We start from the raw sequence: 15,278 nt of genomic DNA on the forward strand, positions 1-15,278 counted from the left end.
TCACAGAACAACCCGTTCGGGTGTACGGACACGAGCGGGCGGAATCACAGGTTCCACTCGTGGGGACGCGCTCCTGTCGTCAAAACCTTGTCGCACGGACCTTGCCGAATGGGTGGCCAACCCGCCCCGGAGGGGTGATCATGAGGAGACCAGAGCGCACTTCCCATGAGGAGGACCGGGTGGCCGAGACTCTGAAGAAGGGCAGCCGGGTTACCGGCGCCGCGCGCGACAAGCTCGCGGCAGACCTGAAGAAGAAGTACGACTCCGGTGCGAGCATTCGGGCACTGGCCGAGGAAACCGGCCGCTCGTATGGCTTCGTGCACCGGATGCTCAGCGAGTCGGGCGTCACGCTCCGAGGGCGTGGCGGCGCGACGCGGGGCAAGAAAGCCGCCTCGGCCTGACGCCGGGCGGCCATCGCCTTCGATGGTGGCCACCCGGTCGGTCGGCTGACCGACCGGGTGGTTACTGTGCAGTCACTTAGCATCGCTCCATCGCTCTGCTGACCGCACACATCGGAGGCGCCCCATGGCTTCGCTCGAACCGCTGCTCGACAAGGATGGCGTTCGGCTCACCGTCGACGATGTGATCGCCACGGTGACGCTGACCAATCCGGCCAAGCGCAACGCGCAGAGCCCCGCTCTGTGGCGGGCGCTCACCGAGGCCGGGCGGTCGGTGCCGGGCTCCGTCCGTGTGGTCGTGCTGCGTGCCGAGGGCAAATCGTTCTCCGCCGGGCTCAACCGGCAGATGTTCACGCCCGAAGGCATCGAAGGGGAGCCGTCGTTCATCGATCTCGCGCGCCGTGACGACGCCGGGCTCGATGCGACCATCGCCGAGTACCAGGAGGCGTTCACCTGGTGGCGGCGCAACGACATCGTGTCCATCGCCGCCGTGCAGGGACACGCCGTCGGTGCGGGCTTCCAGCTTGCCCTCGCCTGTGATCTGCGCGTCGTCGCCGACGACGTGCAGTTCGCCATGCTCGAAACCAGCCTCGGACTCGTGCCCGACCTCACCGGGACGCACCCGCTGGTGAGCCTCGTCGGCTACGCCCGCGCGCTGGAGATCTGCCTCACCGGCCGCTTCGTCCAGGCGGACGAGGCCCAGCGGGTCGGCCTCGCCAACCTCGCCGTGCCCGCCGACCAGCTCGACGACGCGGTACGGGACCTCGCCGCCGCACTGGTGACCGCCCCGAGGGACGCCGTGATCGAGACCAAGGCACTGCTACGGGGAGCCGCGGGCCGCTCGTACGACGACCAGCGATCGGCAGAGCGGGCAGCGCAGGCACGACGCCTACGGGACCTCGCGGGCATCGGGGAGTAGCCCGGACAACGGCGACCCGCCCACCCGCCGAGGTCCGCCCAGCCGCTGACGGCCAGCTGGTCCGCCTACCCGCTGACGGACGGCCGGTTCGCCTACCCGCTGACGGGGCAGCTGGTCCGCCCACCCGCTGACGAGCGGCCGGTCCGCTCACTCGCCGACGGGTGGCCGGTCCGGCTACCCGGCGACGGCCGTGACGAGTACCGCTACTGATGGGTGGTCCGGTAGGGCCTCACCCACCGTGGCGCGTACGGCGCGCGCCACCTCCAGGGCTTGCCCCTGCTCCGACACCGCCAGTTCCACGCGGACATGGCGACGGGGGAGGGCGGGCCCTGTCGTCACGGGGCCGGGGCGCCGGGGGAGCGCGGCCCCCGGGCCGAGGTGGACGGGGCCGCCGAGGGCGGAGGTCAGATACGCGACCCCGGGGACCGAGAGCGCCGCGGCGGCCGTACGGGAGACCTCGTCGTCGCCGGTCGGCACGGGAGCCCCGGCGGGCGCCGGTCGGGGCGCCGGCCCGGCGGGCGCCGGCTGGGTGGGATCCGGCCGGGCGGGCTGTGGCCCGGGAGCCGGAGGGGCCGTAGCCCCGTCTCCCTCCCCGCCCTCCCACAGATCCGTCACCCGAAGATCGATCTCCGTCACCCACAGCCCGAGCCGTTCCCCGGCCGTGGTGGCGAGGCCCGCGCGCAGCCGGGCCGCCACCGCGGGGAACGGCTCGGCGTCCGGACCCGCCAGGGCGGCGAAGCCGGCCGTGACGCGCAGCGGGCCGGGGGGCAGGGCGCTCGGGGGCGCGGGCACCGCCGGCTGCTCGCGCTCGTCGGGGGCGGCCCCGGCGCCGCCCGGGGAGATGCCGAGGGGCGCGGTGCCGACCGATGAGATGCGGAGCCGGCCGAGCCGCACCCCCGGCAGCGTCGCGGCACCCCGGCGCAGTACCGCCTCGGCCGCGGCCTCCGTGATCCACGCGCCGTCGTGCGGGCCGCCCAGGGGGAGCACTCGGCCGAGCCCGAGCTGCTGGCGTACCGCCTTCGTCCAACCGTCCGCCGTCATTTCTCCAGCGTGCCCCATCCCCGGCGCGCGGTGCCGCAACCGCGCTTACTGTGGGCTTGAGGGGGACGACCGGAAGGGACGTACGGCATGACTGACATGACGGAGCGGAACCGGACGGAGAAGCCCGACACCACCAGGGAGCCGGCGCAGGCCGGGCGGAAGCCCACCCGGCGCGGCGGCGGCGACCCGGCCGAGCGGGGGCGTACGACCATCGCCGACGGCGTCGTGGAGAAGATCGCCGGACTCGCCGCGCGCGAGGTGGTGGGTGTGCATGCCATGGGCAGCGGCCTGTCGCGGACCTTCGGGGCCGTACGGGATCGGGTGCCCGGCGGAGCCAAGTCCGTGACCCGGGGTGTGAAGGTCGAGGTCGGCGAGGTGCAGACCGCGCTGGACCTGGAGATCGTCGTCGACTACGGGGTGTCCATCAGCGACGTGGCCCGTGATGTGCGCGAGAACGTCGTCGCGGCCGTGCAGCGGATGACCGGCCTGGAGGTCGTCGAGGTGAACATCGCGGTCAGCGATGTGAAGCTGCCGGACGAGGAGGACGAGGAGCCGGACTCCCGGCTGCAGTGAACGATGGACGTCAGGAGTCCGACCTAGGAGCGCAGGATGAGCTTGGCCGTGATCGGGATGATCGCCGGGATGGCGCTGGGCTTCGCCGGGTACTTCGGCGGTTTCGGGGCCTTTCTGCTGGTGGCCGCGCTGGGCGCCGTCGGCTTCGTCGTCGGCCGGTTCCTGGAGGGGGACCTGGAGCTGGGCGACTTCTTCCGCCCGCGTGACGACCGACGCCGGTGAACCCGGTGGACAGTGGCCGCCCCACGGAGGAACGGGAGACGGACGGCCGACAGCGGACGACGGCCGTTCCGGCCGGTGAGCGTGGGGCGACCCGCATCGCCGACCGGGTGGTCGCGAAGATCGCCGCACAGGCGGCGCGCGAAGCACTGGTGGCACCGCCGCCCGACTCCGCGCCCCCCAATGCCACCGTCGTGGTCCTTCACGAGACCGCGCGCGTCCGCGTCACGCTCGGGCTCCCGTACCCCTCGGACATCGGTGGCCAATGCGCTGCGGTGCGTCGCCATGTCACCGAGCGGGTAGGGACGTTGGCGGGAATGCACGTATCGGAGGTGGCCGTTCAGGTGGAACGGCTGCACCTGACGCACGCACACGACGTGGCTCAGGGGAGGACGCGATGAGCGAACCCCAGCGCTCCGAAGGCACCACACGACGACTGCCCGTCATAGAGAAGACCGACGACAGCGGCAGTGACCGGGACCGCGATCCCGGTTCCGGTTCGGGTTCGGGTTCCGGTCCCGATCAGTCCGCGTCCGCCGCCGCCTACGACCCGCCCTCCGCCCTGGACGGCGAGAACGGCGGCCACGGCGGGGAGCGGCGCTTCTGGTCCGCGCGCAGAGTCCCCGCGGGCATCCTCGCGGTGCTGCTCCTCGGCGGTGCGGGCCTCCTCCTGTACGACGTCGTCGCGGTCCGCGCCGACCGGCCCGCGATGGCGTGGCGCCGTTCGCTGGCCCGGGAGCTGGCCGAGCGCCCCCTCGACGACATCTGGGTGCTCGTCGGCGCCTCGGTCGCCGTCCTCCTCGGCCTCTGGCTGCTGGTGCTCGCCACGACCCCCGGGCTGCGGGACGTCCTGCCGATGCGGCGCGTCCACCCCGGCGTACGCGCCGGACTGCACCGGGGCGCCGCCGCGCTGGCCCTGCGCGACCGGGCCATGGAGGTGTCCGGAGTGCAGTCCGTACGGGTGCGGGCGGGCCGGAAGCGGGTCGACGTCCGCGCGGTGTCCCACTTCCGGGAACTCGACGAGGTACGGGCCGACCTGGACGACACGCTCGCCGACGGCATCCGGGGCCTCGGCCTGTCCCGGCCGCCCGCGCTGTCGGTGCATGTCCGCCGGCCCGGCCGGAAGGGGTGAGGGGCGATGCTGAGGATCGTCAACCGTGTGCTGCTCGGCGTCGTCGGGCTCGTCCTGGTCGGGGTCGGCGGTGCCGTCCTCGCCGTGGGGCTCGGCGCGGACCCGCCCTCCTGGTGGCTGCACGACGACAGGAACGACGTCCTGCTCAGCGCCGCCGAGCGGACGCGCTGGCGGGACTCCGGCTGGTGGTGGCCCACCGTCATCGCCGTGCTCGCCGTCCTCGTCCTGCTCGCCCTGTGGTGGCTGACGGCGGTCCTGCGCCGCCACCGCCTCGCCGAGGTCCTCGTCGACACCGGCGACGGCGAGGGCGCCCTGCTCCGGGGACGCGCCCTGGAGGGTGTCCTGACCACCGACGCGGCCGACGCGGACGGCGTCCAACGCGCCCACGCCCACCTCACCGGCCGCCGCAACGCCCCCGAGGCCCGGGTCCGCCTCCTCCTCCAGCCCCATGTGAACCCGGGCGACGCCCTGCGGACCTTGACGACGGAGGCACTGGCCCACGCCAAGGACTCGGCGGGACTGGCCGAACTTCCGGCGGAGGTCAGACTGCAAGCGGCCAAGCACGGTGCGGAACGCGTGAGTTGACGGCGCCACGCACACGCCGGCCCCCACCCGCACCCACCCGCATCCGCCTTGGAGACCCGCCGAACGGCCGTCAGAACCCGTGCCGCATCCCGCCGTCGACCGGCAGCATGATCCCCGTCAGATAGGACGCGGCCGGCGACAGCAGAAACGCCCCCGCCCGCCCGAACTCCTCCGGTCGCCCGTACCGCCGCAACGGAATCCGCGACTCGTGCGCCGCCCGCGTCGCCTCCGGGTCCGCCGACATCCCGTCCAGCTCCCGCACCCGATCGGTGTCGATGCGGGCCGGAAGCAGCCCCACGACCCGGATCCCGCGCGGCCCCAACTCGTCGGACAGCGACTTGGCGAACCCGGCCAGCCCCGGCCGCAGCCCGTTCGAGATGGTCAAGCCGGGGATCGGCTCGTGCACGGAACCGGACAGCACGAACCCGATGACACCGCCCTCGCCCAGTTCCTCGGCCGCCGCCCGCGCCAGGCGGACCGCGCCCAGGAACACGGACTCGAACGCGGTGGTCCACTGCTCGTCCGTGTTGTCGGCGACGAACCCCGGCGCCGGCCCGCCCACGCTGACGAGGATGCCGTCGAAGCCCCCGAAGTGCTCACGGGCGGCGGCGATCAGCCGCCCGGCGACCTCGGGGTCCGCGTTGTCCGCGGCGACCCCCACCGCGTTCGCGCCGAGCGCTGCCGCCGCCGCGCCCACGCTCTCCTCCTCGCGCCCCGTGACGACCACCTTCGCGCCGTCGGCGACGAGTTCCCGCGCGACCGCGTTGCCCAGTCCGCGGGTCGCCCCGGTGACGATGTAGACACGGTCCTTCAGCCCAAGATCCATGGCCCCTATCCTGCCTCCTCCCCGTCGAAGAGGGCGAGGGCGGTGCCGACGAGACCGACATGGCTGAACGCCTGCGGGAAGTTCCCGAGCTGGCGGCCCGCGACGGGGTCGTACTCCTCCGCCAGCAGCCCCACGTCGTTGACCAGCCCCACCAGCCGGTCGAACAGCTCGCGCGCCTCCTTCGTACGGCCGGTCAGCTGCAGCGCGTCCGCCAGCCAGAACGAGCAGACGAGGAACGTGGCCTCACCGCCCGGCAGCCCGTCGACGGAGTCGGCCGGGCCCGTGGGCTGGTTGAGGTGGTCGGCGCTGTAGCGGCGGACGAAGCCCTCGTGGCACAGCTCCTCGCGGATCGCGTCGACCGTGCCGACGACCCGGGGATCGTCCGGCGGCAGGAAGCCCATGAGGGGGATGAGCAGCAGCGCGGCGTCCAGTTCGCGGGAGCCGTAGGACTGGGTGAAGGTGTTGCGGTCGGCGTCATAGCCGCGTTCGCAGACCTCGCGGTGGATCTCGTCGCGCAGGGTCCGCCAGCCGTCGAGGTCGCCGCCGGTCAGGGTCGGGTCGTCCTCCAGGGTGCGGACGGCCCGGTCGGCGGCGACCCAGCACATCACCTTGGAGTGGGTGAAGTGGCGGCGCGGACCGCGCACCTCCCACAGCCCCTCGTCCGGCTTCCGCCAGGCCGTCCGCAGATAGTCCAGCAGCGCGCACTGCATCCGCCACATGTCCGGCTGGTCGGGGAGACCCGAACGCCGGGACACGAACAGGGAGTCCATCACCTCGCCGTACACGTCCAGCTGCAACTGCCGTACGGCGTCGTTGCCGACCCGGACCGGCCGCGAGTCCTCGTAGCCGGACAGCCACGGCAGTTCGTACTCGGGGAGGCGGCGTTCACCGGCGAGGCCGTACATGATCTGCAGGTCGGCCGGGTCGCCGGCGACCGCGCGGAGCAGCCAGTCGCGCCAGGCCTCGGCCTCCTCCTGGTAACCGCAGGACAGCAGTGCGCCGAGGGTGAGGGTGGAGTCGCGCAGCCAGCAGTGGCGGTAGTCCCAGTTGCGGACGCCGCCGATCTCCTCGGGCAGGGAGGTGGTGGCGGCCGCGACGATACCGCCGGTCGGGGCGTAGGTGAGGGCCTTGAGGGTGATCAGGGAGCGGACCACGGTGTCCCGGTGCGGGCCGGTGTACCGGCAGCGCGCCGCCCACGCCCGCCAGTCGTGAAGGCTCGACCGCAGCGCCTCGTACGGGTCGACCAGGCGGGGGCGGGGTTCGTGGGAGGGGTGCCAGGTGAGGACGAACGCGACCTTCTCGCCCGGCTCGACCGTGAACTCCGCGTACGTGGCCCGGTTTTCGCTCCATGACCGCACCCCGGGTTCGCTGCGCAGCCAGACGGCGTCCGGGCCGGCGACCGCCACGCGATGCCCGTCCGACCTGCGCATCCAGGGGACGGCCGAGCCGTAGTCGAAGCGGAGGCGCAGCGTGCTGCGCATGGTGACCCGGCCGTCCAGGCCCTCCACGATCCGTACGACGTCGGGGGCACGGTCGCGCTGCGGCATCAGGTCGGTCACCCGCACCGTGCCCTCGTCCGTCTCCCACTCGGTGTCCAGGACGAGGGCGTCGTGGCGGTACGCGCGCCGGGGGCGGGCTCCGGGATCCTTCGGCGCGATCGTCCAGTGGCCGTTCTCCTCGTCACCGAGCAGCGCGGCGAAACAGGCGGCCGAGTCGAACCGCGGCAGACAGAGCCAGTCGACAGAACCGCGGCGGCTCACCAGCGCGGCGGTCTGGTGGTCACCGATCAGGGCGTAATCCTCGATAAGGGGGTGCACGGGGGTCGGGTTCCCGGAGCGGGGGCCGATCAGTCCGGTCGGGGAAAAGAGGGCGAAGCCCGATTTTCCAGGGGCGCGGGGCTGCGTCGATATGCGGCTCCGCCGCGTGGGCGCGACCAGCCACACACGACCCGCAGACGCGCACGGCGATGGCACCCCCTCCGATGACGCGCCCCTCTCACCCAGGCCCCGCCCCCGCCGTCGTCCCCCCCACCCCCGAGAAGATCACCCCGGACCCCGACGGAGCCTGGTTGAGCACCCACAGACCGATCAGCGTGGCGAGGGCGAAGACGACGAGGACCAGGACGGCCAGCACCAGCCGCCGTCGCCGCTCCCGGCGAAGCCAGTCCCCCCGCGCCGTCCGGTACGCGTCCGGCGCCGCGTGCACACCGCCCGCCAGCGCGGCGAGCGCCGACGCCAGCTCCCGTTCCGTACGGTCCTGCCCGGTGTCGTTGCCGGTGGTGTCGTTCATCGCCGGGCCTCCATCGCCTGGGTCAGGGCGGCGAGGCCGCGTGCGGTGTGGGTCTTGACCGAGCCGCAGGAGATCCCCATCGCGGCCGCGATCTCGCTCTCCTTCAGCCCCAGCCAGTGACGCAGCACCAGCGCCTCCCGCTGCCGCGCGGGCAGGTGCTGGAGCGCGCCGATCAGCACCCGCTGGTCGTCGTGGAGCAGGGCCGTGCTCTCGGCGGACGCGACCGACTCGTCCGGCGGCGTCTCCACATGTCGGCGGACGACCTGGAGATGACGTATCCGCATCCGGGTCAGATTGCAGACCGTCGACCGCAGGTACGCCTCCGCCGCCTCGGCGTCCCTGAGGCGCCGCCACTTGCGGTAGATCTGGTAGTACGCCTCGGCCACCACGTTCTCGGGGTCGTCCGCGCCCAGCAGCACCGCGAGCCGCAGCATCGAGGAGTAGTGCAGCTCGAACAGCCGGGCGACCCCCGCCTCGCGCTCCACATCGGCGGGATCACCGAGGGCACCCGGCGGCAGCGCGGGGCTCGGGACGAAGGGCTCGCCGGCGGTCACGGGTGCCGTAGCCGCCGGGGGCAGCGGCGCCGAGGAGGCCGCCGGGGGCACCGGCACACGCATGTGCTGTCTGCGTCTCACGGGTTGCTCGCTCCCGTCTCGGGGCGCCGCCTGACGGTCAGGCGGGACGGTAGATCGGTCAGGTCGGCGCCGCGCGGGACGCCGAGCCGTTCGAGGACCGTGGTGCCGACGACGGCGACGGTCAGATTGACGAGGAGGGCGAGCAGACCGGCGTAGATCTCCAGCGAGCCGCCGCCCAGGAGCACGATGGACGAGAAGCCCTCGCGTACCACCAGGAACGTGCCGGTCACCATGCCGACCCCCCACCCGGCGAGCAGCGCCCGGGGATGCAGCCGCCCGGTGAAGAGACCGACCGCGACCGCCGGGAAGATCTGCAGGATCCACACCCCGCCGAGGAGTTGGAGGTTGATGGCGTCCTGGTCGCGCAGCCCGAACACGAACGCCACCGCTCCCACCTTCGCGGTCAGCGACACCACCTTGGCGATGCGCACCTGCCGCTTGGGTGTGGCGGTGGGCTGGAAGTACTCGACGTACACATTGCGGACGAAGCCGGTGGCGGCGGCGATCGACATCACGGCCGCCGGGACCAGCGCGCCCACGGTGATCGCGCCGAACACCAGTCCGGCCAACGGCCCCGGCATCAGCCGGTCCACCAGCATCGGCACGGCCGCCTCGGCGCCGCCCTCGGGCGCCCGCACCCCGGCGGCGAGCGCCGCGATGCCGAGGAAACCGAAGAGGGCCAGAAGTCCCGTCCAGGCGGGCAGGGCCACGGCCACCTTGCGGACCGTGCGCGGCCCGTCGGCGGCGAACCCGGCGGTCAGGACATGCGGATACATCAGCAGGGCCAGCGCCGAGCCGAGCGCGAGGGTGGCGTAGGCGGGCTGCTGTTCGGGGGCCAGCAGGAGGGCGGAGTCCTCGATTCCGGTGCCGTTCAGCCGTGCCGCCGCCCCGTCGAAGACCGCGCCGGGCCCGCCGAACCGTTCCAGCACCAGCCAGCACACGGCCGTCAGCGACACGAAGACGGCGACCGCCTTCAGCGCCGAGATCACGGCGGGTGCCCGCAGGCCGTGCCGGTACGTCGCCACCGCGAGCCCCGCGAACAGCGCGACCATCACCAGATCACCGGCCGCGCCCTTCGGATAGAGACCCCCTGCCGTCAGCACCGCCCTGATGCCGAGCAGCTGCAACGCCAGATACGGCATGGTCGCCAGGATCCCGGTCAGCGCCACCACCAGGGCGAGCGGCGCCGAACCGTAGCGCCCGCGCACGAAGTCCCCGGCCGTCACATAGCCGTGCCGCCGGGCCACCTCCCACAGCCGGGTCAGCAGCACGAAGGCCAGCGGGCAGACGATCACCGTGTACGGCACCGCGAAGAAGGCGGGCGCCCCGTTGCCGTACGCCAGGCCGGGCACGGCGGTGAAGGTGTACGCGGTGAAGATCGTGCCGCCCAGCAGCAGCCAGGTCCACACCGGGCCGAGGCTCCGGTCGGCCAGCGCCCAGCCCTCCAGCGAGGGCAGCCGGTCGGTGGGGCGCAGTCGGCGCGCGGTGACGGCGAACAGCGACGCTCCGCCGATCACGGCGAGGAACGTCGCGGTCATGGCAGCGTCCGCCATGGGTCACCGTCCTTGGTGGGCCTGGGCCGTCGGATGTGCCGGGGCCCTTGCGTGTTGGTTGCGCCGGGGGCCGGTCCGGAGGACACGGATCGGCGGAAAATCTTCCGGAAAATCTTCCGGGAATCTTCTGGAATTCGCTGTCAACCGGATCCGGCGGGTGGGCAACTCTTGCACAGACCCACAGCGATCGGGAGACACCGAGAGAGGAGAACGGCCCATGACACACCCCCCGGCACACCGCGCTCACCAGCGACTACGGCGCGTCGCGAGCGCCGTCCTGCTCCTCGCCCCCGCCGCCGGACTGCTCTGGGTCCCCTGGTACGCCGCCGCGGAGCCACGGCTCGCGGGCACGCCGTTCTTCTACTGGTACCAGCTCGCCTGGGTCCCGGGATGCGGCCTCTGCCTGCTCGCCGCGTACGCGCTGACGGACCGACACCGACCGGGCCGACATCGACCGGACCGCCGCCGCCCGGACGGGCCGCGCCCGGACCGACATCGCTGAGCCGCACCCACCCGCTGCCGCACCCCCCACCGGCTGCCGCACCTCGCTTTCTGCCGCACACCCGTTGAAATCAGGAGCCGCCATGTCTACGTCAGCCATGCCCGGATCCGGTCCCGAGGCGCCGGAAAAATCCCGTATGTCACCAAAGTCCATAGCGCTCTGGATAGCCGTCGCCCTCGTCGGCGCGATCGGCTGGGCCGTGCTCGCGCTCTCCCGGGGCGAGGAGATCTCCGCCGTCTGGCTGCTCATGGCGGCCCTCGGCTCGTACGCGATCGGCTACCGCTTCTACTCCCGGTTCATCGCCCGCCGGGTCCTCCAGGTCGACGACACCCGGGCCACCCCGGCCGAACGTCTCGAAGACGGTGTCGACTACCACCCCACGGACAAGCGGGTGCTGTTCGGCCACCACTTCGCGGCCATCGCCGGCGCCGGCCCGCTGGTCGGTCCGGTGCTGGCGGCCCAGATGGGCTATCTGCCGGGCACCATCTGGATCATCGCGGGCGTGATCTTCGCCGGCGCGGTCCAGGACATGATCGTCCTCTTCCTCTCCATGCGCCGGGACGGCAAGAGCCTCGGACAGATGGCCCGGGACGAGATCGGCAAGGTGGGCGGTGCCGCCGCGCTGATCGGTGTCTTCGCCATCATGATCATCCTGCTCGCGGTCCTCGCGATGGTCGTCGTCAACGCCCTCGCCGAATCCGCCTGGGGCACCTTCTCGGTCACCATGACCATCCCGATCGCCCTCTTCATGGGCTTCTACCTGCGCTACCTCCGCCCCGGCCGGGTCGTGGAGACCAGCTTCATCGGCGTCGCCCTCCTCCTGCTGGCCATCCTCGGCGGCGGCTGGATCCAGGACAGCTCCCTCGCCGAGTACTTTGTCTGGAGCCCCGAGACCCTGGTCTTCTGCCTGGTCGGCTACGGCTTCGTCGCCTCCGTGCTCCCCGTGTGGATGCTGCTGGCCCCGCGTGACTACCTCTCCACCTTCATGAAGGTCGGCACCATCGCCCTCATGGCCGTCGGTGTCGTGGTCGCCGCCCCGAACCTCCGCGCCGAGTCGGTCACCGAGTTCGCGCACACGGGTGCCGGACCGGTCTTCGCCGGCTCCCTCTTCCCCTTCCTCTTCATCACCATCGCCTGCGGCGCCCTGTCCGGCTTCCACGCCCTGGTCTCCTCCGGTACGACCCCGAAGCTGATCCAGAAGGAGTCCCAGGTCCGGCTGATCGGCTACGGCTCCATGCTCACGGAGTCCTTCGTCGCCGTGATGGCCCTGATCGCCGCGTGCGTCCTCGAACCCGGCCTCTTCTACGCCATGAACTCCCCGGCGGCGCTGCTCGGCCCGACCGTCGACACGGCCGCCGAGGCGGTCAAGAACCTCGGCTTCACCATCACCCCCGAGCAGCTCACGGCGGCGGCCAAGGCCGTCGAGGAGGAGACACTGGTCGGCCGCTCCGGAGGTGCCCCGACGCTGGCGGTCGGCATGTCGGAGATCTTCGCCGGGGTCTTCGGCGGCGCCGGGATGAAGGCCTTCTGGTACCACTTCGCGATCATGTTCGAGGCACTGTTCATCCTCACCACGGTGGACGCCGGCACCCGCGTGGGCCGCTTCATGCTCCAGGACATGCTGGGCAACGTCTGGAAGCCGATCGGCCGCGTCACCTGGAAGCCGGGCATCTGGATCACCAGCGCCCTGGTCGTCGGCGCCTGGGGGTACTTCCTCTACGCCGGTGTCACCGACCCCCTCGGCGGAATCAAGCAGCTGTTCCCCCTCTTCGGCATCGCCAACCAGCTGCTCGCCGCGGTCGCCCTGGCCGTGACCACGACCGTCCTGATCAAGTCGGGCAAGCTGCGCTGGGCCTGGGTCACCGGCATCCCGCTGGCCTGGGACGTGGCCGTCACCTTCACCGCCGGCTGGCAGAAGATCTTCTCGGACAACCCGGCCATCGGCTTCTTCGCCCTCCGCGACAAGTACGCGGCGGCCATCGACAAGGGTGAACTCCTGCCCGGCGCCACGAACATGGACGACATGCACACGATCGTCACCAACAACACGGTCGACGGCGTGATCATGGCGATCTTCCTGCTCCTGGTCCTCACGGTCCTGATCAACTGCGCCGTGGTCTGCGTCCGCGCCGTCCGCTCCCCAGCCCCCCTCCCGTCGACCGAGGCCCCGTACGTCGAGTCCCGCATCGACGCGGAGGGCGCCGAGAAGGAGCTGGTGGGGGCCCGAAGGTGACCGTCCGGAACTGGGTGCGCGGGGTCCGCTGGTACCTCCGGGAACTCACCGGCGAGGCCGAGTACGACCGCTACTGCGACCGCCACCGCCGCCACCACCCGAAGGCCCCGCTCCCGACCCGCAGGGAGTACGACACCCTACGAACCCGCCAGCGAGAGCAACACCCGGAGGGCCGCTGCTGCTGAGAGCCCCGGCTCCGGCTGCGGGTATCCCTTCCGACCCGGGTGCGTCGTCGGGTGCGGGCGCGCGGGGGCTGGACGCGCAGTTCCCCGCGCCCCTAAAAGACACAGACCCCTGCGGGCCTGAAAGCCCGCGGCCCTGCGGGCCTGAACGGTGGCGGGGCTGCGGGCCTGAAGTTGGTGGGCTGCGGGCCTGAAGTTGGTGGGCTGCGGGCCTGAAAAGCACGGGGCGCAGCCCCGGCTTTTCAGGGGCGCGGGGAACTGTGCGAGAAGCCCCACCGGGCCCGCACCCGACAACGCACCCCACCCGACAACGCACCCCACCCCACCCCCGACCCCGGATCCAGAGATGCTGAGACGCCGCCCCGCCCTCCTGATCCGCCCCGAACTCGACGACGACGCCCTGCACAGAACCCTGACCGAACTCCGCCCCACCCAACAGCTCCACGGCCTCGGCGCAGGCCGCACCCGCCCCCCATGGGAACCCGCCGCCACCCTCCTCCGCACCACCGGCCGAGACTGGGACCGCCGAGCCCACCGCATCGCCGTACTCGCCCACCACCTCCCCACGGCCGTCCCACAACGCTGGACCACCGACCGCCCGGACGACGGCGACGCCCTCACCCTGCGCGCCTTCGTCGAGTCCCACCGCACCCCCGCCACCGACCGCACCGCCGTCCGCCACGCCGAACACACCTGCCTCCGCGCCGCCGAGGCCTGCCCGGAGGACCCCACACCCTGGCTGGCCCTGCTGTCCCTGATGGACACCTGCGCCGTACCGGTCAAGGACGCGGTCCCCGTCTGGACCGAGGCCGTCAACCGCGCCCCCTGGCTGCGGACGTCATACCACCGGCTCCTGCGCTACCTGTCCCCGCGCGGCCACGGCACGGTCCCCGACATGATGGACTTCGCCTGGCAGGCCGCCGCCCGCGCACCGCACGGCTCCCCCCTCGCCCTGCTCCCCGTGGCGGCCCGCGTCGAACTCATGGCCCACCGCCAGGAGGCGACCCCCCTCGACGTCCTCGGCTCGGGCGGCGGCAACTGGAACGAGCCCCGCGCGGTCCACGAGATCGACCTGGCGCTCAAGGGCTGGTTCGACGCCGGCACCGCACCGCACGCCGAAGCCGTCACCGACCTCAACATCCTCGCGTTCGCCCTGACCCGCGCCCACCGCCCGAACGAGGCCGCCCCCGTCCTCCGACGCCTCGGCCGCCACATGACCCGCCACCCCTGGGACCTGCTCCCCGAGCCGGAACGCACGTTCGCGTACTGGCGGGACCGGTCGACCGACGGCCGCGGCCGGTAGCGGGGCCTGCCCGGACCCGACCTAGGCAGGAGCGGGCGCCGTCTCCTTCTCCTCGGCCTCCGCGGCGGCCGCCGCCTCCGCGCGGTCGCGGCGCTCACGGCGGACGAGGATGACGTAGCCGACGGGAACGCCGAGGGCGAAGAGCCACCACTGCAGGGCGTAGGCGTAGTTCAGCGCGGCGTTCTCGTTGCCGGGGCTGTCGAGCTGTTCCGGGGTGTCGCCCGTGGACTCGGGTGCCGTCTGCGCGATGTAGCCGCCGAGCACCCGGGCACCGAGACGGTCCGCCTCGCGCTCGCTGTCGATCAGCATGATCTGCCGGTCGGGCAGGCCCTGGAGGTCCTTGATACCGCTGGCCTCGGTCGTCTCGTCGGGCATCAGCCGCCCGGTGACGGTGACCTCCCCGGCGGCCGGCGCGGGGATCTTGGGGAACGCGGTCTGGCTCGGCCCGTCCGCGGGGATCCAGCCCCGGTTGACGAGCAGCACCTTGCCGTCGTCGAGCACGAACGGGGTCAGGACGTGGAAGCCGACCTCGTCGTCGGCGTTGACCCGGCGGCGTACGACGACCTCGTCGTCGGTGTCGAAGCGGCCCTTCGCGGTCACCGTGCGGTAGCGCTCGGCACTGGTGACGGTGTGCCCGGGGGAGGTCAGCCGCTCCACGGGCACCGGCTTCGCGGCCATCGCGTCGGCCACGAGCTGGTTCCGCGCGCTGCGCTCCTCATAACGATGCATCTGCCAAACACCCAGCCTGACCATGGTCGGGACCAGGACGAGAGCGAGCAGAGTGAGAATCACCCACTGCCGGGACAACAGGAAGCGGTACACCCCACGACCGTACAACTCGGCCGTGGGGCGCGTTCGAGCGGGTGCGCACTCGGGACCCTCAGCCCC

18 protein-coding genes are annotated in these 15,278 nt (G+C 72.5%); 11 read left to right on the forward strand and 7 right to left on the reverse strand.

Annotation, left to right across the window (positions count from 1 at the left end; genetic code table 11):
- The first annotated feature begins 179 nt into the window (after positions 1-179).
- The gene (locus ACZ7MG_RS38555; protein ID WP_006123601.1) at positions 180-401 is read left to right on the forward strand and encodes a helix-turn-helix domain-containing protein; all 222 of its coding nucleotides are present in this window, start codon (positions 180-182) and stop codon (positions 399-401) included.
- A gap of 124 nt (positions 402-525) precedes the next feature.
- Positions 526-1,317, forward strand: a complete 792-nt coding sequence (locus ACZ7MG_RS38560; protein ID WP_471391551.1) for an enoyl-CoA hydratase/isomerase family protein — start codon at positions 526-528, stop codon at positions 1,315-1,317.
- 174 nt (positions 1,318-1,491) lie between these two features.
- Here the strand turns inward: ACZ7MG_RS38560 and ACZ7MG_RS38565 are convergent, their stop codons facing one another.
- Complete coding sequence (locus ACZ7MG_RS38565; RefSeq protein ID WP_471391546.1) at positions 1,492-2,358, reverse strand: nucleopolyhedrovirus P10 family protein; 867 nt, start codon at positions 2,356-2,358, stop codon at positions 1,492-1,494.
- Between the two features lie 87 nt (positions 2,359-2,445).
- Here ACZ7MG_RS38565 and ACZ7MG_RS38570 point away from each other — a divergent pair, with 87 nt between their 5' ends.
- From ACZ7MG_RS38570 to amaP, 5 genes are read left to right on the forward strand one after another with little or no spacing between them, the layout of a single operon-like run.
- Positions 2,446-2,931 (forward strand): Asp23/Gls24 family envelope stress response protein, encoded by a 486-nt coding sequence (locus ACZ7MG_RS38570; RefSeq protein ID WP_471391543.1) that lies wholly within the window; start codon positions 2,446-2,448, stop codon positions 2,929-2,931.
- Between the two features lie 36 nt (positions 2,932-2,967).
- Positions 2,968-3,153, forward strand: a complete 186-nt coding sequence (locus ACZ7MG_RS38575) for a hypothetical protein (RefSeq protein ID WP_316729604.1) — start codon at positions 2,968-2,970, stop codon at positions 3,151-3,153.
- Positions 3,150-3,551: an Asp23/Gls24 family envelope stress response protein gene (locus tag ACZ7MG_RS38580; protein ID WP_471391540.1), complete on the forward strand. Its 402-nt coding sequence runs from the start codon at positions 3,150-3,152 to the stop codon at positions 3,549-3,551. The genes ACZ7MG_RS38575 and ACZ7MG_RS38580 overlap by 4 nt, the downstream gene beginning before the upstream one ends.
- Entirely contained in the window at positions 3,548-4,282 is a 735-nt protein-coding gene (locus ACZ7MG_RS38585; protein ID WP_471391537.1) for a DUF6286 domain-containing protein, read from the forward strand. The genes ACZ7MG_RS38580 and ACZ7MG_RS38585 overlap by 4 nt, the downstream gene beginning before the upstream one ends.
- Before the next feature lie 6 nt (positions 4,283-4,288).
- Positions 4,289-4,867: an alkaline shock response membrane anchor protein AmaP gene (amaP, locus tag ACZ7MG_RS38590; protein WP_471391535.1), complete on the forward strand. Its 579-nt coding sequence runs from the start codon at positions 4,289-4,291 to the stop codon at positions 4,865-4,867.
- Positions 4,868-4,937: 70 nt separating this feature from the next.
- On the opposite strand, the gene ACZ7MG_RS38595 is transcribed toward amaP, so the two are convergent.
- From ACZ7MG_RS38595 to ACZ7MG_RS38615, 5 genes are all read right to left on the reverse strand, one after another.
- Positions 4,938-5,693, reverse strand: coding sequence for an SDR family oxidoreductase (locus ACZ7MG_RS38595; RefSeq protein WP_471391532.1), 756 nt, complete (start codon positions 5,691-5,693; stop codon positions 4,938-4,940).
- 5 nt (positions 5,694-5,698) lie between these two features.
- A complete protein-coding gene (locus tag ACZ7MG_RS38600; protein WP_471391529.1) occupies positions 5,699-7,510 on the reverse strand; it encodes a glycoside hydrolase family 15 protein in 1,812 nt (603 codons plus the stop codon).
- A gap of 178 nt (positions 7,511-7,688) precedes the next feature.
- Positions 7,689-7,982 (reverse strand): hypothetical protein, encoded by a 294-nt coding sequence (locus ACZ7MG_RS38605; protein WP_471391526.1) that lies wholly within the window; start codon positions 7,980-7,982, stop codon positions 7,689-7,691.
- Complete coding sequence (locus tag ACZ7MG_RS38610) at positions 7,979-8,617, reverse strand: SigE family RNA polymerase sigma factor (protein ID WP_471391524.1); 639 nt, start codon at positions 8,615-8,617, stop codon at positions 7,979-7,981. The genes ACZ7MG_RS38605 and ACZ7MG_RS38610 overlap by 4 nt, the downstream gene beginning before the upstream one ends.
- On the reverse strand, positions 8,614-10,170 hold the full coding sequence (locus ACZ7MG_RS38615; RefSeq protein WP_471391521.1) for a sodium:solute symporter family protein: 1,557 nt from the start codon (positions 10,168-10,170) through the stop codon (positions 8,614-8,616). Before ACZ7MG_RS38615 ends, ACZ7MG_RS38610 begins: the two co-directional genes overlap by 4 nt.
- A gap of 217 nt (positions 10,171-10,387) precedes the next feature.
- On the opposite strand from ACZ7MG_RS38615, the gene ACZ7MG_RS38620 reads away from it, so the two are divergent.
- The 4 genes from ACZ7MG_RS38620 (at position 10,388) to ACZ7MG_RS38635 (ending at position 14,390) form a co-directional block, all read left to right on the forward strand.
- A complete protein-coding gene (locus tag ACZ7MG_RS38620) occupies positions 10,388-10,672 on the forward strand; it encodes a DUF3311 domain-containing protein (protein WP_471391518.1) in 285 nt (94 codons plus the stop codon).
- 82 nt (positions 10,673-10,754) lie between these two features.
- Complete coding sequence (locus tag ACZ7MG_RS38625) at positions 10,755-12,905, forward strand: carbon starvation CstA family protein (protein ID WP_471391515.1); 2,151 nt, start codon at positions 10,755-10,757, stop codon at positions 12,903-12,905.
- Positions 12,902-13,090 (forward strand): YbdD/YjiX family protein, encoded by a 189-nt coding sequence (locus ACZ7MG_RS38630; protein WP_471391512.1) that lies wholly within the window; start codon positions 12,902-12,904, stop codon positions 13,088-13,090. Before ACZ7MG_RS38625 ends, ACZ7MG_RS38630 begins: the two co-directional genes overlap by 4 nt.
- 343 nt (positions 13,091-13,433) lie before the next feature.
- The gene (locus tag ACZ7MG_RS38635) at positions 13,434-14,390 is read left to right on the forward strand and encodes a hypothetical protein (RefSeq protein WP_471391509.1); all 957 of its coding nucleotides are present in this window, start codon (positions 13,434-13,436) and stop codon (positions 14,388-14,390) included.
- A 21-nt stretch (positions 14,391-14,411) separates the two neighbouring features.
- On the opposite strand, the gene ACZ7MG_RS38640 is transcribed toward ACZ7MG_RS38635, so the two are convergent.
- On the reverse strand, positions 14,412-15,212 hold the full coding sequence (locus tag ACZ7MG_RS38640) for an SURF1 family cytochrome oxidase biogenesis protein (protein WP_471391507.1): 801 nt from the start codon (positions 15,210-15,212) through the stop codon (positions 14,412-14,414).
- Positions 15,213-15,278 lie beyond the last annotated feature (66 nt).

Source organism: Streptomyces sp. NPDC107538, from assembly GCF_055657445.1.